Below are 19,774 nucleotides of genomic sequence, written 5' to 3'. Positions count from 1 at the left end.
CCCGGCGGAACGGCTCAGGGAAACGGGATAGGACCATGCGGATCGGACTGTTCGTCCCCTGTTACGTCGACGCCTTCGAGCCGGAGGTCGGCATCGCCACCCTCGAGTTGCTCGAGCGCCTCGGCCTCGAGGTGGAATACCCGTTCGACCAGACCTGCTGCGGCCAGCCGATGACCAACACCGGCTGCCACGCGGAAGCCGCCGCCACCGAAGCCCTGTTCGTCAAGAATTTCGCCAAGTTCGACTACGTCGTCGCGCCCTCGGGCAGCTGCGTCCACCAGGTGCGCGAGCATCTGACGGCGATTCCCCAGACCGAAGAAGTCGTCGGCGTTCGCCGAAAGACCTTCGAGCTGGTCGAGTTCCTGCACGACGTGCTGAAGATCGAGGAATTCCCCTGGGCGTCGTTCCCGCACAAGGTCGCCTACCATGCCAACTGCAACGCGCTGCGCGGCATCCACCACGCCCGGCCGTCCGAGATCAACCTGCCATACTATTCGAAGCCCCTCGACCTGCTGGCCAAGGTGAAGGGCATCGAGGTCGTCAAGCTGACGCGGCCCGACGAGTGCTGCGGCTTCGGCGGCACCTTCTCGGTGTTCGAGCCCGCCGTCTCGGCCAAGATGGGCTACGACAAGGTGACCGACCAGGCGCGCGCCGGGGCCGCGTACGTCGTCTCGGCCGATTCCTCGTGCCTGATGCACCAGAAGGGCTGCGCCGAGCGCCTCGGCGTGCCTCTGAAGTACATCCACATCGCGCAGGTCCTGAACGGAGCCGCCGCATGAGCATCGAAGACCTTACGCCCCGCGAGACGGATGGCACGCCCCGCGAGAGCGCCGGCATGATCCACCCGGAGGTGCGCGCACCCGGCGACGAGAGCGAGCGCCACCAGGATGGCGGCCGGCTCCAGCACGCGGAGGCCGCCTCGAAGCCGATCGCAGCGCCGAAGACGCGCGAACAACAGCCGCGCGGGGCCAAGATCCGCGGCAACCGGCCGATCGACCAGGGCGAGGCCGCCGAGCGCTTCCTCGCCGCGCCGCTGCATCAGGCGGCGCACGACGAGCGCCTGTGGGACCTGCGCACGAAGCGCGACGTCTCGGCCCACGGCATCCCCGAATGGGAGGAGCTTCGCGAGATCGCCTCGAACATCAAGGCGCACACGCTGAGCCGGCTCGACACCTACCTCGAGCAGTTCGAGGCGGCGGCCAAGGCCAACGGCGTCCACGTGCACTGGGCCTCGGACGGCGCGGACCACAACCGCATCGTGCTCGAGATCCTGCGCAGCCACGGCGCGACGACCCTGGTGAAGTCGAAGTCGATGCTCACCGAGGAGTGCGGCTTCCGCCACCACATGGCGGCGAGCGGGATCGAGATCATCGAGACCGACCTCGGCGAGCGCATCCAGCAGCTCGACAACGAGGAACCGAGCCACATCGTGGCGCCGGCCGTGCACAAGACGCGGATGGACGTGGCCGAGGTTTTTGCGCGCACGCTCGGCACCGACCCCGAGAACGACGACGCCCACTACCTGGCCGAAAGCCAGCGCGAGACCACGCGGCCCTACATCCTCAACGCGGATGCGGGGATGACCGGGTGCAACTTCGCCATCGCCGAGACCGGCACGGTGGTCACCTGCACCAACGAGGGCAACGCCGACCTGTCGGGCAACGTGCCGCCGCTGCAGATCCACTCGATCGGCATCGAGAAGATCATCCCGCGGATCGAAGACCTCGGCGTGTTCATCCGCCTGCTGTCGCGCTCGGCGCTGGGCTCGCCGATCACCCAGTACACCTCGCACTTCCGTGGTCCGCGGCCCGGCACCGAGATGCATTACGTGCTGGTCGACAACGGCCGCTCCGAACGCCTCGGGATGGAGGAGTTCTGGACCTCGCTGAAATGCATCCGCTGCGGCGCCTGCATGAACACCTGCCCGGTCTACCGGCGCTCGGGCGGGCTCTCCTACGGGGCGACCTATGCCGGGCCGATCGGGCTGATCATCGACCCGACCTTCAACAAGCGGAAATACTCGACGCTGCCGTTCTCCTCGACCATGAACGGCTCCTGCACCAACGTCTGCCCGGTGAAGATCAACATCCACGAGCAGATCTTCGCCTGGCGCAAGGTTCTGGCCGAGGAGCACCAGATCCCGCTCTTGAAGCAGGGCATGATGAAGGCCGCCGGCGCCGTGCTGAGCCGCCCGGCCGCCTACCGCGCGGCGATCGGCACGGCTGATTCGGCACTTCGCGCCCTGCCGCGTTTCGCCGTCTACAACCCGCTCAACACCTGGGGGAAGAAGCGCGAGATGCCCGAGGCCCCCAAGCAGAGTTTTCACACCTGGTACAAGCAGAACCGCATGGCGGGTGCGTCCAAGAAGGACGTCGCCTCGAAGAAGGACGTGTCGTGAGCGCCGGCACCCGCGAGGCGACGCTGGCCGCGATCCGCCGCAACCGGCCGGCCGGCGACTATCCGCTGCCGCAAATCCCGGACTTCGCGCCGCTGGTCGACGACGACCGCATCCTGGCGTTCACCGAGGCGCTGAAGCGCATGGGCGGCCGGGTGGTCGAGGCCGGCCCCGCCGGCGATCCGCTCGGCCACGTGCGCGACCGCCTGGATGCGGCCAAGGTCGTCGCTTCCGCCGTGCCGGAATATGTCGGCACCCTCGACCTCGCCGCCGTCACCCGTCCGCAGGCGGTGGACGACGTCGACGTGGCGATCGTGCGCGCCCGCTTCGGCGTCGCCGAGACCGGATCGGTGCTGTTCACCGAAGCCGAGCTCGTGGTGAACGCGGTGGCCTACCTCGCCCAGCACCTCGTGGTGCTGCTCGACCCCGCCGACGTCGTCGTGAACATCCAGGCCGCCTACAAGCGCCCGGACTTCGCCGGCGCGGCCTACGCGGTGCTCCACACCGGGCCGTCGGCGACCGCCGACATCGAAGGCGTGCTCATCCACGGGGCGCAAGGCGTGCGCTCGCTGACGGTGGTGCTCCTGCCGCGCCGGGTGTGATCGAACGTTGCACCCTTGTCCGACGACTGCGATCGACCGCGTCGCGGTGGCTCGACAGGCCTCGGGTGCAGTCTACCCACGCGACACGGTAGACTGTACCCGCCGTCCAGAGCATCTTCAAGCGAGCTGGATGCCGGCTCGCGTAAAGAAAATGCGACCACACAGTAGGTTAGAGCATTTTCCGTGATCCGGAGATCACGGAAAATGCTCCAGAGCCCGGACGTCACGCCTTGACGGCAGGCTTGCCGACGACCTTCGCCAACCGCGCGTTCAGACGTGGACCGGCCTGCTCGGATGCCGTTGCGCCGACCGCCGTATCGCCGACCATGACGGGGACCGCGTTGCAGATCTCGACGAGGCGCCAGATGACGGTGAATCCGTCTTGGACGACGTTCGCCGTCTCGAAGGGCGTCTCGGCCCCTGTGGGAAGTTTGACCGGCTGGTAATTCTGATCCTGCACGTAGTATTGCCAGACGGTATAATTTCCTTTCCCGACGCCCGTGAAGGTTTGCGTGAGGCTGAATTGGCCGCCGTTGTAGCGCGTGCCGCTCACCGGCGACGAGAACTGGCCGTTGATGTCCGTCATGATGAAATCGACGTAGGCGGCTCCCGCCCCCTGCCCGACGCCATAACTCAGTGCGTATTGTCCTTGTGGATTGGCTTGGGCGAAGTCCAAGACCTGCTTGATGTTGACGGTTTGATCAGACGTCAGTCCCATGTCGAGCGGTTGTTTGTAATACAAGCCGACGACCTGCAAAGTAACAGCCATTGCTTCCTCCCTCTGAGGCAAGGGCCGTCATTCGCATTGGGGGACATCGACCGGCGCATCGCGGTCTCTGGTCTTGCGATCGAATCGACGGCCTTGCTCAAGCAGAGTGCCGTGCCCACGCACACAAAACAACCTGAAAGATACAAACATCGTTCAAGTTTAGATGGAGGGCGGTCGCGACGCGTCGGCCGGGTCGTGCGCCCGTTCGGCAGCCGTGGCCGAACCGACAACCGGGACGCGCGTTCGCCCCAAGGCCCGCTCTTTGCAGGTCGCTCGCCGGCCCGTGACCGCCAGGAGACCCCATGCGCTACAATCTCGGCTGCAGCCTGTCCTACAACATCCTCTCGGACACGACCTTCATCTTCAACCTGGAGGTGGCCAAGCTGAAGAGCGTCGAGATCATCAGTGAATCCCTGGTGTTGACGCCGAACCTGAAGCGCGACGTCTACACGACGCCGGACCTGCTCAACCGTTACCTCGGCGTCAACGTGCCGATGGGTCAGTTCGCGCTCGAATACAACGCCGAGGTCGAGCTCACGGTGCACCGGGCCGACCCGGCCACCATCAACGAGACGCCGGTCGGGCAGCTGCCGCTCGACATCCTGCCCTTCCTGCTGCCGAGCCGCTTCGTCTCGTCGGACCGGCTGACGCCCTTCGCCCAGGCCGAGTTCGGGGCGATGCCGAAGGGCCACCAGCGCGTCAACGCGATCTGCAACTGGATCCACGACCATCTCACCTACAAGCCGGGCACCAGCGACGGCGAGACCACCGCCGACGAGAGCCTGCTCAAGCGCGCCGGCGTCTGCCGCGACTTCGCGCATATCGGCACCGCCTTCTGCCGCGCGCTCGGCATCCCCGCCCGGTTCGTGTCGTGCTACGCCCACGGCCTCGTGCCGAGCGACTTCCACGCGGTGTTCGAGGCCTACCTCGACGGGCGTTGGTGGCTGTTCGACGCGACGCGCCAGGCCGATCCCGACGGCCTCGTCCGCATCGGCGTCGGGCGCGACGCGGCCGAGATCGCGTTCTCGACCCCCTTCGGCAACATGCAGCCGGTCAACCAGCAGATCCGCATCACCCGTGCGGACGGCGTCGGAAGCCCGACGCCCCGGACGGTGGATGCGATCTCGACGGAGGTGCCGGCGCCGCATGGCGGGGCGGCCTGAGGTCGCGTCTCCGATGTGTCGGCATACCCAGGTGTGATAGACGAGGACGGATTGGCGGCCTCGGCGAAGGAGCGACCCCGTGTTGCGATCGATTGGCGATCCGGTGCACCGACCGGTCGACATTCCCGACAGCGCCCGCGCCGCCATCGAGACGGTGGCGGCCCATCCCGCGGTTCGGGCGATCATCGTGTTCGGCTCGCGCGCCGAGGGCGATCACGATGCGCGATCCGACATCGACGTCGCCATCGAGGCGCCCGACCTCGACGGGGCGACGCTGGCCCGCCTTCGCGACCGGGTCGGGCATTGTCGAACCCTCTATCGGATCTCGGTGACCAAGCTCGACACCATGCCGAGCGCACTCAAGGATCGCGTCCTGGCACAGGGAATCAGGATCTATGAGCGCGCGGAAGCTTGAGGACGGCCTTGGCAATCTCGAACGTGCCGTCGCCAACCTGGAACGTGCTCCGACGATCCCGACGGACGGCGAACGCGTCGCAGCCAACGACCGGGACATCGCCAAGGTCACGCCGCTCATCCGAACCACCTTCGATTTTCTCGCGCAGCGCTGCCGCACGAGCTGACAGGATGGGACGCTGCTCCCCTCATCTCGCGCAGCGGAAGCCGGCATCGGCGTCAGGAGCACCCCATGGCCTACCGCCACGTCGTCGGCCCGCGGACCTGGGCGTTCGCCGACCTCGCCGAGCTGATGGCGAAGGCGACGCCGGTGCGCTCCGGCGACCGGCTCGCAGGCGTCGCCGCGGAATCGGCGGAGGAGGGGTCGGCCGCGCGCTGGTGCCTCGCCGACGTGCCGCTGCGCGAAATCCTGGCGCGGCCCCTGATCGCCTACGACGACGACGACGTCACCCGGCTGATCCTCGACACCCATGACGCGGCGGCGTTCTCCGAGGTCGCGCACCTCACCGTCGGCGACTTTCGCGAGTTCCTGCTCACGGCCACCACCGAGACGCTGGCGCGGATCGCGCCCGGGATCACCCCGGAGATGGCGGCGGCGGTCTCGAAGATCTCGCGCAACCAGGACCTGATCCTGATCGCCCGGAAATGCCGGGTGGTCACGCGGTTCCGCAACACCATCGGCCTGCCCGGCACGATGGCGGTGCGGCTGCAGCCCAACCACCCGACCGACGACCCGGCCGGCATCACCGCCTCGATCCTCGACGGCCTGTCCTACGGCTGCGGCGACGCGGTGATCGGCATCAACCCGGCCTCGGATTCGGTGGCAGCCCTCGGCAAGCTGCTCCACCTCCTCGACGAGATCATCCGGCGCCACGCGATTCCGACGCAAGGATGCGTGCTCACCCACGTCACCACCACGCTCGAGGCGATGAACCGCGGCTGGCCGGTGGACCTCGTGTTCCAGTCGATCGCCGGCACGCAAGCCGCCAACGCCGGGTTCGGGGTCACGCTGGCGATCCTCAAGGAGGCGCACGAGGCGATGCTGGCGCTGAAGCGCGGCTCCTTGGGCGACAACGGCATGTATTTCGAGACCGGGCAGGGCTCGGCGCTTTCGGCCAACGCGCATCACGGCATCGACCAGCAGACCCTGGAGGCGCGGGCCTACGCGGTGGCGCGCCCGTTCCGGCCGCTGCTGGTCAACACCGTCGTCGGCTTCATCGGGCCGGAATACCTCTACGACGGCAAGGAGATCATCCGCGCCGGGCTCGAGGACCATTTCTGCGGCAAGCTGATGGGCGTGCCGCTCGGCGTCGACGTCTGCTACACCAACCACGCCGAGGCCGACCAGGACGACATGGACGTGCTGCTGACGCTGCTGGGCGCCGCCGGCTGCACCTACGTGATGGGTGTGCCCGGCGCCGACGACGTGATGCTGAACTACCAGTCCACCTCGTTCCACGATTCCCTCTACGTCCGGGAGGTCTTAGGGCTGAAGCGCGCGCCCGAGTTCGAGGCGTGGCTGCACGCCCTCGGGATGACGGACGCCGCCGGCACCCTGCTTCCCGCCGAGCCCGGCTCGCCGCTGCTCGCCGACGCCTCCGGGCTCGCCGCATGAGCGAGGACGCGAAGATCTGGGCGCGGCTCGCCGGCCTGACGCCGGCGCGGATCGGCCTCGGGCGGACCGGGAGCGGCCTGCCCACCCGCGAGGTGCTGCGCTTCGGCCTCGCCCACGCCCAGGCCCGCGACGCCGTGCACACGCCGATGGATGCGGACGTGGTCACTGCGGACATCGAAGCCCTCGGCTTGCCGACGCTCCGGGTCGCCTCGCAGGCGGCCGACCGCGCCGCCTACCTGCGCCGGCCCGACCAGGGCCGCGCCCTGGCACCCGAGGATCGCGACGCCCTGGAACGGGCGACCGGCGATTCCGTCGACCTCGCCATCGTCGTCGCCGACGGGCTCTCGGCGCGTGCCGTGCACGAGGGCGCGGCCGGCTTCCTCGCGGCCTTCAAGCCTCACGCCGAGCGGGCCGGATGGAGCCTCGCGCCGGTGGTCGTCGCGTCCCAAGCCCGGGTCGCGCTGGGCGACGCGGTCGGCGCGGCGCTGAAGGCCCGCGCGGTGGCGGTGCTGGTCGGCGAGCGCCCCGGCCTGTCCTCGCCCGACAGCCTCGGGATCTACCTCACCTTCGGCCCCCGCATCGGGCGCTCGGACGCCGAGCGCAACTGCATCTCGAACGTCCGCCCCGCCGGGCTCTCGCACGCGCTGGCCGCGTTCAAGCTCGACTGGCTCCTGAGCCAGGCCTTTTCACGCGGGCTGACGGGGGTTTCGCTGAAGGACGAGAGCGAGGCCGCGCTCGCCGGCTCGGACGTGGCGCCGGCTCTGCCGAAGGCCTGATCGGCGGATCGGCGATCGCACCCGCGAAGGCTTCGGTGCGCCGCACCATGCGACCCGACCTCAGTATTCGGACCGCAAGCGCGGCTGTGGCGGGGTCGCAACACCGCGAAAGCATCCCGGGTTTGCCCCGAGACCTGCCTTCGACCGCCGCGATCCCGCCATAAACCGGGACCACCTCAGCATCCGCGGTAAACGGCTTTTCCCCCAACCGGTTACCGCTCGGTTACGAGCGATTCCAAGAGCGTGGTCTTGCCTCCTCGCGCAACGTCGGTCGACGCTGCGCGACGGCTGTCCGCACCCTTCGAGGGCGCGCCGACGCGTAGCGGACCGGGGGGTGCGGGACAGGTCATGGACGCGCCTACGAACGACAAGTCGAAGCTGCCGAGCCGCCACGTCACGGAGGGGGCCGACCGCGCGCCGCACCGCTCGTATCTCTATGCGATGGGTCTCACCAAGCAGCAGATCCACCAGCCGCTCGTCGGCGTCGCCTCGTGCTGGAACGAGGCCGCCCCCTGCAACATCTCGCTGATGCGCCAGGCGCAGGCGGTGAAGAAGGGCGTCGCCGCGGCCCACGGCACCCCGCGCGAGTTCTGCACCATCACCGTCACCGACGGCATCGCCATGGGGCATGCCGGCATGCGCGCCTCGCTGCCGTCCCGCGAGGTCATCGCCGATTCCGTCGAGCTGACCATGCGCGGTCACGCCTACGACGCCCTCGTGGGCTTGGCCGGCTGCGACAAGTCCCTGCCGGGCATGATGATGGCGATGGTGCGCCTCAACGTGCCGTCGATCTTCATCTACGGCGGCTCGATCCTGCCGGGCTCGTTCCGCGGTCGCCCCGTCACGGTGCAGGACCTGTTCGAGGCGGTCGGCAAGGTCGCCGTCGGCGACATGAGCCTCGAGGACCTCGACGAGCTCGAGCAGGTCGCCTGCCCGTCCGCCGGCGCCTGCGGCGCGCAGTTCACCGCCAACACCATGGCCACCGTCTCCGAGGCGATCGGCCTCGCCCTGCCGTACTCGGCCGGCGCGCCGGCCCCTTACGAGATCCGCGACCAGTTCTGCGCCACCGCCGGCGAGAAGGTGATGGAGCTGCTGGCCAAGAACATCCGCCCGCGCGACATCGTCACCCGCAAGTCCCTGGAGAACGCCGCCGCCGCCGTCGCCGCGTCCGGCGGCTCGACCAACGCCGCGCTTCACCTGCCGGCGATCGCGCATGAATGCGGCATCAAGTTCGACCTGTTCGACGTGGCCGAGATCTTCCGGCGCACGCCCTACATCGCCGACCTGAAGCCGGGCGGCCGCTACGTCGCCAAGGACATGTTCGAGGTCGGCGGCATCCCGCTGCTGATCAAGACCCTGCTCGACCACGGCTTCATCCACGGCGACTGCATGACGGTCACCGGCCGCACCATCGCCGAGAACATGGAGCGCGTGCGCTGGAACCCGGACCAGGACGTGGTCCGCTCGGCGGCAAGCCCGATCACCCCGACTGGCGGCGTCGTCGGCCTCAAGGGCAACCTCGCCACCGAGGGCGCGATCGTGAAGGTCGCCGGCATGTCCGCCGACAAGCAGGTCTTCACCGGCCCGGCCCGCGTGTTCGACGGCGAGGAGGCCTGCTTCGAGGCGGTCCAGGCGCGCACCTACAAGGAGGGCGAGGTCCTCGTCATCCGCTACGAGGGTCCGAAGGGCGGCCCCGGCATGCGCGAGATGCTGTCCACCACCGCCGCGCTCTACGGCCAGGGCATGGGCGACAAGGTCGCGCTGATCACCGACGGGCGCTTCTCCGGCGCCACCCGCGGCTTCTGCGTCGGCCATGTCGGGCCCGAAGCCGCGGTCGGCGGTCCGATCGGCCTGCTGCGCGACGGCGACATGATCACGCTGGACGCGATCAAGGGCACCCTCGACGTGGCGCTCTCCGACGCCGAGCTCGACGAGCGCCGCAAGGCGTGGACGCCGCGGACCAATTCCGCGACCTCCGGCTATCTCTGGAAATACGCGCAGACCGTCGGACCCGCCGTGAACGGCGCCGTGACCCATCCGGGCGGCGCCGAGGAGATCCAGAGCTATGCGGACGTCTAGGACCGACCGCGACCGGAAGGCGGGGCCGGCCGGGGCCGATCGTCGGCCCCGCGGCAGCCTGCGCGCGCACCTTCGCGGCGCCGCGCTCGCGGCGACGGCGGTCGCGTGCCTGCTCGTCGGCGCTCCCGCGACGGAAGCGCTCGACGCCAGCGTCCGCACGCCGGTGCCCGAGAAGAACTACCGCAGTGCCAAGGACGCGCTGCGGGCGGGCGTGCGCGAGTACAACGCCGGCGACAAGGAGGGCGCGGCCCGCGCGCTCGAATACGCCGCCGACCAGGGCCACGCGCTCGCCCTGTGGAAGCTCGGCCGGATGTACGCCGAGGGCGACGGCGTTCCGCACGACGACCTCAAGGCGTTCGAGTTCTTCTCGCGGATCGCCGATTCCGGCACCGACGACGGGCCCGACGCGCAGACCTCGGCGGTGACGGCGAGCGCCTTCACCGCGCTCGGCAGCTACTTCCTCGACGGGATCAAGGGCACCTACGTGCGCGCGAACCCCGAGCGGGCCTACGACATGTTCAACTACGCCGCGTCGTACTTCGGCGACCCGAACGCGCAGTACAACCTCGCCCGGCTCTACCTCGACGGCACCGGCGTCGAGGCCGACGCGCGCCAGGCAGCGCGCTGGTTCAACCTCGCCGCCGAGAAGGGCCACCACCCGGCCCAGGCGCTCTTGGGCGACATGCTGATGACCGGCATGGGCGGCGTGCCGGTGCAGCGCGTCCGCGGCCTGATGTGGCTGTCGCTCGCCCGCGACGGCGTCGAGGGCCGCAAGGACGCCTGGATCGTCGCGCTCTACGAGAAGAACTGGGCGGCAGCCAGCGACGAGGATCGCGCCGAGGCGCAGGCCCAGGTGCAGACGGTCGGCTCGATCAAGCGCCGCCGCTAAAGCTCCGGCCGGGCAATCGCTCGAAAGCGCTTGCCCTGTTTTTCTTGCAGCCTCAATCGCCGGCGCCCGCCTCCGCGGGCTCAGGCTTTCGCTCCGCTCGACGCTTTTCAGGACCAAGGTCCTGAAAAGCCCGCTCCGCGGGGCACTCTTCGCGCCCTGAAGCCGCCGAACGCGACTTCAAGCGATCGTCCTGCGACGACTCCGATCAGCCCTTGCGCGCGGCCATGGCCGTGACGAAGGACGGGCGCGCCAGGATGCGGTCGACGTAAGCCGCGAGCTTCGGCCAGCGCGCGGCGTCGACCTTCGCCTCCGCGAGGTGGAAGTTGTAGAAGCCGGCGGCGATCGAGATGTCGGCGATCGAAAACGCGTCGCCCGCGAGGTATTCGCCCGCGATCTCGCCCTCGAGGTGGTCGAACAGCGGCGGCAGGTCCGTGTCGAGCGACTTGACGACCAAGGCCTCGTCGCACGGCTTGCCCATCATGGTCGGCTTCATCACCCGCTCGCGGAACGCCACGATCAGCGGGCTGAACAGCTCGGTGTCGCCGAACTTGTCGAACCAGATCGCGCGGCCGAGCGCCTTCGCGTCGGCGGGCATCAGCGCCGGCTCGGGGTGCTTGCGCTCCAGGTACCAGAGGATCGCCGAGGAATCGGCGAGCTTGAAGCCGTCGTCGTCGATCGCGGGGATCTTGCCGAGCGGGCTCGCCGCCTGGAACGCCGCGTCGGGCGCGTGGAACATGCAGGGCACGTGCTCGTAGGAGGCGCCCTTCTCGGCAAGCGCGACGAGGATCTTGCGGACGTAGGGCGAATAGCCGGTGCCGTAGACGATCATGCTGGTTCTGGACCCGTTGGGTTGTCGGAAGCGCCAAGCCCCTACCACGAATTGGGACGAACCTTCCCTGGTGCCGGCTCATGCGGCCATTCGACCGTTCGGCCGGAACTTGGCCGTACGAGCACGGGCTTAACCGTACGAGCCCGCGCCACGCGGGTCCTGCGATTCCCCCGTCACGAAAGGATTTTCATGAAAGCGCTGTGCTGGCACGGCAAGGGCGACATCCGCTGCGACACGGTTCCCGATCCGCGGATCGAGGATGCCCGCGACATCATCCTCAAGGTGACGTCCTGCGCCATCTGCGGCTCGGACCTCCACCTGATGGACGGCCAGATGCCGACCATGGAGGCGGGCGACGTGCTCGGCCACGAGTTCATGGGCGAGGTCGTCGAGGTCGGCCAGGGCTTCACCAAGTTCAAGAAGGGCGACCGCGTCGTCGTGCCGTTCAACATCAATTGCGGCGAGTGCCGGCAGTGCCGGCTCGGGAACTGGTCGGTCTGCGAGCGCTCGAACCGCAACGGCGCCATGGCGGCGGCGCAGTTCGGCTACCCCACCGCGGGCCTGTTCGGGTACTCGCACCTCACCGGCGGCTATGCCGGGGGGCAGGCCGAGTACGTCCGCGTGCCGATGGCCGACGTGGCGCCGATGCTGGCGCCCGAGGGCGTCGACGACGAGGCGCTCTTGTTCCTCACCGACATCCTGCCGACCGGCTGGCAGGGCGCCGAGCATTGCGAGATCAAGGGCGGCGAGGTCATCGCGGTCTGGGGCGCGGGTCCGGTCGGCCTGTTCGCGATCCAGTCGGCCAAGATCATGGGCGCCGAGCGCATCATCGCCATCGACACGGTGCCGGAGCGCCTCGCGCTCGCCCGCACCTACGGCGCCACCGACATCATCGACTACGCCAAGGAGGACGTGTTCGAGCGGATCAAGGAGATCAGCAAGGGCGAGGGCGCCGACGGCGTCATCGACTGCGTCGGCATGGAGGCCAGCGCCGGCCACGGCGTCGCCAGCCTCGTCAACACCCTGCAGGAGAAGCTGACCTCGACCGAGCGGCCCTACGCGCTGATGGAGGCGATCAAGGCGGTGCGGCCCTGCGGCATCGTCTCGGTGCCCGGCGTCTACGGCGGCCCGATCCCGGTCAACATGGGCATGATCGTCCAGAAGGGCCTGACCATGAAGAGCGGGCAGACGCACGTGAAGCGCTACCTGGAAACGCTGACCAAGCTGATCCAGGCGGGAAAGATCGACATGACGTCGATGATCACCCACCGCTCCACCAACCTCGCCGACGGGCCGGACCTCTATAAGACGTTCCGAGACAAGAAGGACGGCTGCGTGAAGGTCGTGTTCCACCCGAATTGAGGGTTCGGGCGGCGGATCGCCTCCGGGCGGATCACGCCGCCCGCTTGTTCGCCGTCGGCGCGAAGTGGCCGAGGTACCGCGTGCCGATCGCCGTCACCGGCAGCACGACGAAGACGTCGGTGGTGCCGAACTGGCGGTCGATCACCGCCCCGTCGCCGAAGGTCGCCCCGACGCGGAGGTACCCCTTGATCAGCGGCGGCAGCGCCTGAAGCGCCGCCTTCGGGTCGATCGCCTCGCGGTCGAGCCGGTCCATCGCCACGTAGCGCTCGGGCAGGGCGCGGGCGCACCAGCCCTCGGGGGCGCGGGCGTGGTGGTGCAGGAAGCTCAGGGGCAGGGCGAGGTGGGCCGGATCGGTGCCGTCCAAGCTGGCGCAGCCGATCAGCGCGTCGACGCGGTGGTGCAGCACGTAGGCGTAGATGCCAGCCCAGAGCAGCTCGACGGTGCGCTTAGTGCGATAGGGCTTCAGCACGCAGGAGCGGCCGAGCTCGAGCAGGCGCTTGCCGGGATGCGCCGCGAGCAGCGGCGCGATGTCGAACTCGGAGGCCGAGTAGAAGCCGAAGTTGCGCTCGGCCGCCTCGCCTCGGAGCAGGCGATAGGTGCCGACCACCTTCGGACGCGCCTTCCGGAACGGCTTGGCGTCGGTCGCGGCGTGGTCGATCACCAGGAGGTGGTCGCAGACCGCGTCGTAGGCGTCGACGTCGCGCCGCGACAGCATCGCCATGCCGGTCGGGATCGCCGACATCTCCTCGTAGAACACATGGTAGCGCAGCCGCTGCGCTCGGCGGATCTCGGACTTGCGGGTCGCGAGGCAAACTTCGAGGTTGCCGATGCGGCCGAGGCTCGGGCCCAGCTCCGGCAAGGCGTTACCCGCCCCCTTGGCCTTGAAGCGGATCGGGGTGGCGCCGGGCGGGATCAGGCTGCGACCGCCGAAACCGGGCAGCGTCCCGTCGGCCGACTTGCGCTTCAGCTTCGCGATCGGCGACTCGACGTTGTCCCACCCGTTGGCCCGGATCGCGTCCCAGGCCGCGGAGGCCCCGCGCGTAAACTTCGCGACCATGGTCGACGCCTTCCGGGGCTTTCCGAACGCGCCCCCGCGGGGCGACCGGCTCCAGGCCCTGGAACCGGACACAACCACGAAGCCCGCACGCTTTTATGACAGGCCCGCGCCGACGCCCGTAAACGCCCCGCGAGGCCGCCGAAAACGCCCCGCGAGGCCGCCGGTCGTCCGGTCTCAGACGAACTGGTTGAGGCCGGGGACCGAGCCGACGATCGGCCCCATTACGTCCTCGCCGGCCTTCTCGCGGCCGTAGGCGAACAGCTCCTGGCCGAGCGGCTGCATCTGGCCCATCGGCACGCCGGCCGACATCAGCTTCTGGCCGAGCGCCATCACGCCGCCGCCCATCATGCCGCCGAGCATGCCCATCAGGCCTCCACCGCCGCCCTCTTCGGCGTTCGAGGTTGCGACCAGGGACTCGGAGCCCGGCATCGACGCCATCAGCTGGCTCACCTCGGTGGCGGGGCCTTCCTTCTGGAGGAAGGCCAGGATGTGCCCGATCGCGGTCTGCGCCGTCGCGGCATCGAGGCCCGTGCGGTTGGTCACGCGGGCGATGAGTTCTTCCATGGTCGGCAGCTCCCGAGGGTGTTTCCTCGTCATTCGGGCCTGGACGCGCGGAAATCAAGCCGAACGCCCGCGCATCTGGCAAAGCCGGGCTCCGGCGCCCATAACCGTGACGATCGGCGCGAAGGGGATTGGGCGGATGGCGGGCGACGGCAGCATCCTGGTTGGAAAGAGTCCCCAGAAAGCGGGGCCGCCGAAGCCGGAGGTGCTGACGCTCAAGCTCGCCAACCGGCACGGTCTGGTGGCCGGCGCGACCGGCACCGGCAAGACCGTCACGCTGCAGGTGATGGCCGAGGGCTTCTCGAACGCCGGCGTCCCGGTCTTCGCGGCCGACGTGAAGGGCGACCTGTCGGGGCTGGCCGCGGCCGGCGAATCCAAGCCCGTCTTCGTCAAGCGCGCCGAGGAACTCGGCATCGCCTACGAGCCCGACCGCTTCCCAACGGTGTTCTGGGACCTGTTCGGCGAGCAGGGCCACCCGATCCGCTGCACCGTGACCGAGATGGGGCCGCTGCTGCTGGCACGCCTCCTCGAACTCAACGACACGCAGGAGGGCGTACTCAACATCGCCTTCCGCGTCGCCGACGAGAACCAGTGGCCGGTGATCGACCTGAAGGACCTGCGCGCGCTGCTGGCCTTCTGCTCGGAGAACCTCAAGACGATTTCGGGGACCTACGGCAACGTCTCGGCGGCCTCGGTCGGCGCGATCCAGCGCCAGCTCCTGATGCTCGAGAACCAGAACGCCGACCGCTTCTTCGGCGAGCCGGCCCTGAACCTCGAAGACTTCATGCGGACCGACCGCGACGGGCGCGGGTTCGTCAACATCCTGGCCGCCGACAAGCTGATGCAGCGGCCCCGGCTCTACGCCTCGTTCCTGCTGTGGATGCTCTCCGAGCTGTTCGAGCAGCTGCCCGAGGTCGGCGACCTGGAGAAGCCGAAGCTGGTGTTCTTCTTCGACGAGGCGCACCTGCTGTTCAACGATGCGCCGAAGGCGCTGCTGGACGCGGTCGAGCAGGTGGTGCGGCTGATCCGCTCGAAGGGCGTCGGCGTCTACTTCGTGACGCAGAACCCCCTCGACGTGCCGGAGACGGTCCTGGGCCAGCTCGGCAACCGGGTGCAGCACGCGTTGCGCGCCTTCACCCCCCGCGACCAGCGGGCCGTGAAGGCGGCGGCCGAGACGTTCCGGCAGAACCCCGGCTTCGACGTGGCGGAGGCGATCACCCAGCTCGGCGTCGGCGAGGCCCTGGTCAGCTTCCTGGAGCCGAAGGGCACGCCCTCGGTGGTCGAGCGCGCCCTGATCGCCCCGCCGCAGGGTCGCGTCGGGCCGCTGACGCCGGCCGAGCGCGCCGACCTGATCGCCAAAAGCCCGCTGCGCGGCAAGTACGACGAGGCGATCGACAGCGAGAGCGCCTACGAGATGCTCGCCAAGCGCAAGAACCTCGACGCCGCCCCGGCCGAGACGGCGCAGGCCTCGGAGGGGGGCCTCGGCGGCCTGCTCGGCGGCATCGTGGGCAGCGTCTTCGGCAAGCCCGCCGCCAAGGCCGGCCGAAAGGCCCCGCAGAGCCTCGCCGAGCAGGTCGTTTCGAACGCCGCGCGCTCGATGGCCCGCAGCGTCGGCACCCAGGTCGGCAACGCCATCCTGCGCAACGTGCTCGGCGGGTTGATGAAGCGGTAGCGCCGAGGCCGGCCCCGCGCTGGCCGCGTCAAGTCAGAGGCAGGGATCGTCCGCCGCCTCGAGCCGGCCCGACGCGATGGCGGCGAGGAAGGCCTCGTAGTCGGAAGCGTTCCGGTCGCCGTAGGCGTGGGCCCAGTCGGCCAGGGCCTCGCGCAGGTCCGCATGCCGGTCCTTGCCGCAATAGCCGGCGATGGCGGCGGCGTCGCCGGTGCGGGCATGCGCGCGGGCGAGCAGGGCGCCGTAGGCCCAGGAGAAGTACAGCAGCGGCTGCCCGGTCATGCACGAGACCGGGATCTCGCCCTTCATGTTCTTCATCTGCCGCACGTAGAACGGGCGGTCTTCGATCGTGGTCCAGCCGAGCAGCGGGTCTCCGACGCCCTGGAGCAGGCGCTGGCCGTAGATCACCCGCTCGCCCTCGTGGCTGGCATAGGGCTCGGGCATGCCGGGCAGGTAGGGGGCGTGGGCCGGGCGCACGGCCTCCTTCACCTGCAGGAAGAGCACGTCCTGGTCGGAGTTGCCGCAGAGCAGCGCCACGTAGGCGCGGGTCCCGACGCTGCCGACCCCGACGACGCGGTGGGCGACGTCGACGACGTGGTAGCGGCTCAGCATGAACCGGCGCTCGCGCGGCAGCGTCTCGGCGTAGTGCTCCAGCCCCGTGATCACCGCCTCGCGGGTCTCGTCGTCGACGCCGGTGAGGATCGGCGCGTCCTCGCGGAAGCGCCAGCCGCCGTCGACGCGGCGCTCGCCGACGCGGGCGAGCAGGCTCTGGTTGTTCTTCTTGCGCGCCTTCTCCACCGCCTTGCGCACCACCGCCTGCGACGCCTCGTCGATCCGGACGCCCGAGACGTCGAGCCGGTCGGCGCGGGTCGCCTGCTGCCAGACGTCGAGCGAGCCCTGGGGCGCGAGGTCCAGCATCGTGTGCTGGTAGCCGCCGACCGCCGCCATCACCGCCTGCCGCCGCGCCTCGGCCGGAACCGCATCCTCGCGGGCGGCGACCTCGATGCTGGCGACGAGGCGCTTCAGGTCCCATTCCCAGGGGCCGATCGTCACCTCGTCGAAGTCGTTGAGGTCGAGCACGACGTCGCCCTGCGGCGTCCCGAACAGGCCGAAGTTCGAGATGTGCGCGTCGCCGTTCATCACCACGTTGATGTCGCTGCGCGGGCCGTGCGCGAGGTCCCAGGCCATGACGTGGGCGGCGCCGCGCAGGAACGCGAAGGGCGAGCTCGCCATGCGCGCCACCCGCAACGGGACGAGCCTCGGCTGGCGGCCTTCGTGCGCCCCCACGATCAGGTCGACGGGGTCCGGCCGGTCGGAGGGAAGGTCGAGGGCGGCGTGGGCTTCGTGCGGCACGGCCTCGCGCAGGCGCTTGCCGGCGGCGCGGCGCTTGTCCCAGGGCTCGCCGCCGGTCCGCAGATCGATGTGCGGATAGTCGGCCAGCGGCTCCAGCACGACCTCTTCGGCCGCCTCGTGCGCGTCGCGTCCGTCCTTGTCCTGCCTTTGATCCTGCGCTGGGCCGGGCACGGTCTCGGCCTCGCCGAACGCGTCGTCGCCGCTCATCTGATTCGGTCGTTCCATGCTCGGGCGTCCCAGGGCTGCCGGCGTCTCCCGGTGGCGCTGAACAACCTGAGCCGGATAAATTTGTTGCGGAGCCGGGGATTATGTCGCCGCGAAAGGCGTGGACAACGCCGGCGCGCCTACCCCGCCGCCAGCTCCACCGTCACGGGGACGTGGTCCGACGGCTTCTCCAGGCCGCGCAGGTGCTTCTGCACCGCGGCCGAGACCAGCCGGTCGGCGGCCTGCGGCGAGAGCAGGAGGTGGTCGATGCGGATGCCGAAGTTCCGCGACCAGGCGGCGGCCTGGTAGTCCCAGAAGCTGTAGAGGCCGGGGCGCGGGTCGCAGGCGCGAACCGCGTCGGTCAGCCCTTCGGCCAGCAGCGCGCGGAACGCCGCCCGCGTGGTCGGCAGGTAGAGCGCGTCGTCGGCCCAGGCCGTGGGCTCGGCCGCATCCTCCGGCTCGGGGATGACGTTGTAGTCGCCCGCGAGCACCAGCGCGGTCTCCTCGCGCATCCGCGCGATCGCGTGAAGACGCAGCCGCTCCAGGAAGGCGAGCTTGTAGGGGTATTTCGGGCTCGCCACCGGGTTGCCGTTCGGCAGGTAGATCGAGGCCACCCGCACCGGCGCGACGCCGTCGCCGCTGACCAGCGCCTCGACGTAGCGGGCCTGCTCGTCCTCGGCGTCGCCCGGGAGCGCGCGCAGCACGGTGGCCGGATCGTAGGTCAGCGGCGCGCGGACCAGCAGCGCGACGCCGTTATATGCCTTCTGCCCCACCGCCTCGACGGCATAGCCGGCCGCCTCGATCTCGGCGCGCGGGAACGCCTCCTCCTGGCACTTCAGCTCCTGCAGGCAGACCACGTCCGGCTTGGCCTCGTCGAGGAAGGCGAGCAGGTGCCCGACCCGCTGCTTGATCGAATTGACGTTCCACGTGGTGATGCGCATCGCTGGCGTCCTGGAGGGCGGAGCCCATCGTCTGGCGTCCTGGAGGGCGAAGCCCGTCGTCTGGCGTCTTGTGAGGGCGGAGCCCGTCATCGGGCCTTCGCACCGGCCTGACAAGCGGAAGGCCGGGCGCGTCGCCGCCCGCTCACGCAACGAGGCCGCCGGTGGACTGGTTCGACCCGATCGGCGCCTATTGCGAGCGTGGCAACGTGGCGTTCTGGGCCGAGCCGGTCAACGCCCTGTCCAACGCCGCCTTCCTCGTCGCCGCCGTCGCGGCCCATCGGCGCGCCTGCGCGGCGGACGACCGGGCCGGCGTCGCGCTGGCGCTCCTGACGGCGGTCGTCGGCATCGGGTCGTTCCTGTTCCACACGCTCGCCGTGCGTTGGGCCATGCTCGCCGACGTCGTGCCGATCGCCGTGTTCATCCACGCCTACTTCTACCTGGCGATGGTGCGGTTCCTGCGATTCGGGCCGTTCGCCGCATGGGCGGCGACGCTGGCCTTCGCGGGCTTCGGCTTCGGGCTCGTCCCGGCCCTCGACGCCGTCGCCGGCCGCTCGGTCGAGGCGCTCACCAACGGCTCGATCGACTACCTGCCGGCGGTGCTGGCGTTGGTGGGCGTCGCCCTCGGGCTCCGCGGCGTGGGCGACCCGGCCGCGACCGGCCGGCGGCACGTGGCGCTGGCGGCACTGTTTTCCGGCTCGCTCGCCTTGCGCACCGCCGACCGGGGCGTCTGCGCGCTCGTGCCCGTCGGCACCCACTTCCTCTGGCACGTCCTCAACGCCGCGGTGCTCTACGGCTTGGTCGTCGCGGCCGTCCGGCATCGCGAGGCGGTTTCGCGGCGGTGACGGAGGAACCTCGGGATGCGCCCCGGCGCCCGGCCGATTTCTTGCGCCTCCCGGCAAATCGAGGCAGAAGGACGGCGCCGCAGCCGATGGGGCGCGCGGCGTTCCCCGCGCTCGTCCACGCCGGCCGACAGGCCGCCGACGGCGCAGGGCAGAAGGCTTGCGAAAACCACCATGTCCCAGAGCTTCCGCCTCGGTGTCGCCGGTCTCGGCACGGTCGGCGCCGCCGTCGTCCGGATGGTCGCGCGCCGGGCCGC

At 69.8% G+C, this 19,774-nt stretch carries 19 protein-coding genes; 13 read left to right on the top strand and 6 right to left on the bottom strand.

Annotation, left to right across the window (positions count from 1 at the left end):
• Positions 1 to 35: 35 nt before the first annotated feature.
• Genes FV229_RS10345 through FV229_RS10335 form a run of 3 tightly spaced genes read left to right on the top strand, consistent with a single transcriptional unit; the run spans position 36 to position 2,997 of the window.
• Positions 36 to 779: a (Fe-S)-binding protein gene (locus FV229_RS10345; RefSeq protein ID WP_147751889.1), complete on the top strand. Its 744-nt coding sequence runs from the start codon at positions 36 to 38 to the stop codon at positions 777 to 779.
• Positions 776 to 2,398, top strand: coding sequence for a lactate utilization protein B (locus FV229_RS10340; protein ID WP_147751888.1), 1,623 nt, complete (start codon positions 776 to 778; stop codon positions 2,396 to 2,398). The genes FV229_RS10345 and FV229_RS10340 overlap by 4 nt, the downstream gene beginning before the upstream one ends.
• On the top strand, positions 2,395 to 2,997 hold the full coding sequence (locus FV229_RS10335) for an LUD domain-containing protein (protein WP_147751887.1): 603 nt from the start codon (positions 2,395 to 2,397) through the stop codon (positions 2,995 to 2,997). Before FV229_RS10340 ends, FV229_RS10335 begins: the two co-directional genes overlap by 4 nt.
• Before the next feature lie 223 nt (positions 2,998 to 3,220).
• On the opposite strand, the gene FV229_RS10330 is transcribed toward FV229_RS10335, so the two are convergent.
• Positions 3,221 to 3,766, bottom strand: coding sequence for a hypothetical protein (locus FV229_RS10330; RefSeq protein ID WP_147751886.1), 546 nt, complete (start codon positions 3,764 to 3,766; stop codon positions 3,221 to 3,223).
• Positions 3,767 to 4,068: 302 nt separating this feature from the next.
• On the opposite strand from FV229_RS10330, the gene FV229_RS10325 reads away from it, so the two are divergent.
• The 7 genes from FV229_RS10325 (at position 4,069) to FV229_RS10295 (ending at position 10,702) form a co-directional block, all read left to right on the top strand.
• Positions 4,069 to 4,929, top strand: a complete 861-nt coding sequence (locus FV229_RS10325; RefSeq protein ID WP_147751885.1) for a transglutaminase family protein — start codon at positions 4,069 to 4,071, stop codon at positions 4,927 to 4,929.
• A 79-nt stretch (positions 4,930 to 5,008) separates the two neighbouring features.
• Positions 5,009 to 5,344 (top strand): nucleotidyltransferase domain-containing protein, encoded by a 336-nt coding sequence (locus tag FV229_RS10320; protein WP_147751884.1) that lies wholly within the window; start codon positions 5,009 to 5,011, stop codon positions 5,342 to 5,344.
• A complete protein-coding gene (locus tag FV229_RS10315) occupies positions 5,325 to 5,510 on the top strand; it encodes a hypothetical protein (protein WP_147751883.1) in 186 nt (61 codons plus the stop codon). The genes FV229_RS10320 and FV229_RS10315 overlap by 20 nt, the downstream gene beginning before the upstream one ends.
• A gap of 65 nt (positions 5,511 to 5,575) precedes the next feature.
• Positions 5,576 to 6,958: an ethanolamine ammonia-lyase subunit EutB gene (locus tag FV229_RS10310; protein WP_147751882.1), complete on the top strand. Its 1,383-nt coding sequence runs from the start codon at positions 5,576 to 5,578 to the stop codon at positions 6,956 to 6,958.
• Entirely contained in the window at positions 6,955 to 7,734 is a 780-nt protein-coding gene (eutC, locus tag FV229_RS10305; protein WP_147751881.1) for an ethanolamine ammonia-lyase subunit EutC, read from the top strand. Before FV229_RS10310 ends, eutC begins: the two co-directional genes overlap by 4 nt.
• A 348-nt stretch (positions 7,735 to 8,082) precedes the next feature.
• Positions 8,083 to 9,813, top strand: a complete 1,731-nt coding sequence (ilvD, locus tag FV229_RS10300) for a dihydroxy-acid dehydratase (protein ID WP_147751880.1) — start codon at positions 8,083 to 8,085, stop codon at positions 9,811 to 9,813.
• The gene (locus FV229_RS10295) at positions 9,800 to 10,702 is read left to right on the top strand and encodes a tetratricopeptide repeat protein (protein WP_147751879.1); all 903 of its coding nucleotides are present in this window, start codon (positions 9,800 to 9,802) and stop codon (positions 10,700 to 10,702) included. The genes ilvD and FV229_RS10295 overlap by 14 nt, the downstream gene beginning before the upstream one ends.
• A gap of 205 nt (positions 10,703 to 10,907) precedes the next feature.
• Here FV229_RS10295 and FV229_RS10290 read toward each other — a convergent pair whose 3' ends face one another.
• On the bottom strand, positions 10,908 to 11,531 hold the full coding sequence (locus FV229_RS10290) for a glutathione S-transferase family protein (protein ID WP_147751878.1): 624 nt from the start codon (positions 11,529 to 11,531) through the stop codon (positions 10,908 to 10,910).
• A gap of 189 nt (positions 11,532 to 11,720) precedes the next feature.
• On the opposite strand from FV229_RS10290, the gene FV229_RS10285 reads away from it, so the two are divergent.
• Complete coding sequence (locus FV229_RS10285; RefSeq protein ID WP_147751877.1) at positions 11,721 to 12,893, top strand: zinc-dependent alcohol dehydrogenase; 1,173 nt, start codon at positions 11,721 to 11,723, stop codon at positions 12,891 to 12,893.
• A gap of 31 nt (positions 12,894 to 12,924) precedes the next feature.
• On the opposite strand, the gene FV229_RS10280 is transcribed toward FV229_RS10285, so the two are convergent.
• Both FV229_RS10280 and FV229_RS10275 read right to left on the bottom strand, forming a co-directional pair.
• Positions 12,925 to 13,950, bottom strand: a complete 1,026-nt coding sequence (locus FV229_RS10280; protein ID WP_147751876.1) for a GNAT family N-acetyltransferase — start codon at positions 13,948 to 13,950, stop codon at positions 12,925 to 12,927.
• A 174-nt stretch (positions 13,951 to 14,124) separates the two neighbouring features.
• Complete coding sequence (locus tag FV229_RS10275; RefSeq protein WP_348644091.1) at positions 14,125 to 14,547, bottom strand: DUF2780 domain-containing protein; 423 nt, start codon at positions 14,545 to 14,547, stop codon at positions 14,125 to 14,127.
• 103 nt (positions 14,548 to 14,650) lie between these two features.
• Between FV229_RS10275 and FV229_RS10270 the strand changes: the two genes are divergently transcribed.
• Positions 14,651 to 16,183: a helicase HerA-like domain-containing protein gene (locus tag FV229_RS10270; RefSeq protein WP_147751874.1), complete on the top strand. Its 1,533-nt coding sequence runs from the start codon at positions 14,651 to 14,653 to the stop codon at positions 16,181 to 16,183.
• A gap of 33 nt (positions 16,184 to 16,216) precedes the next feature.
• Here the strand turns inward: FV229_RS10270 and FV229_RS10265 are convergent, their stop codons facing one another.
• Positions 16,217 to 17,740, bottom strand: coding sequence for a DUF2252 domain-containing protein (locus FV229_RS10265; protein WP_147751873.1), 1,524 nt, complete (start codon positions 17,738 to 17,740; stop codon positions 16,217 to 16,219).
• Positions 17,741 to 17,877: 137 nt separating this feature from the next.
• Entirely contained in the window at positions 17,878 to 18,678 is an 801-nt protein-coding gene (xth, locus tag FV229_RS10260) for an exodeoxyribonuclease III (protein WP_147751872.1), read from the bottom strand.
• 161 nt (positions 18,679 to 18,839) lie between these two features.
• On the opposite strand from xth, the gene FV229_RS10255 reads away from it, so the two are divergent.
• A complete protein-coding gene (locus FV229_RS10255) occupies positions 18,840 to 19,520 on the top strand; it encodes a ceramidase domain-containing protein (RefSeq protein WP_147751871.1) in 681 nt (226 codons plus the stop codon).
• The last annotated feature ends 254 nt before the right edge of the window (positions 19,521 to 19,774 follow it).

This window comes from Methylobacterium sp. WL120 (genome assembly GCF_008039465.1).
Lineage (GTDB): Bacteria > Pseudomonadota > Alphaproteobacteria > Rhizobiales > Beijerinckiaceae > Methylobacterium > Methylobacterium cerastii.
The sequence above is the reverse complement of the archived record's forward strand: the minus strand, read 5'-3'. Positions and strand labels throughout refer to the sequence as shown.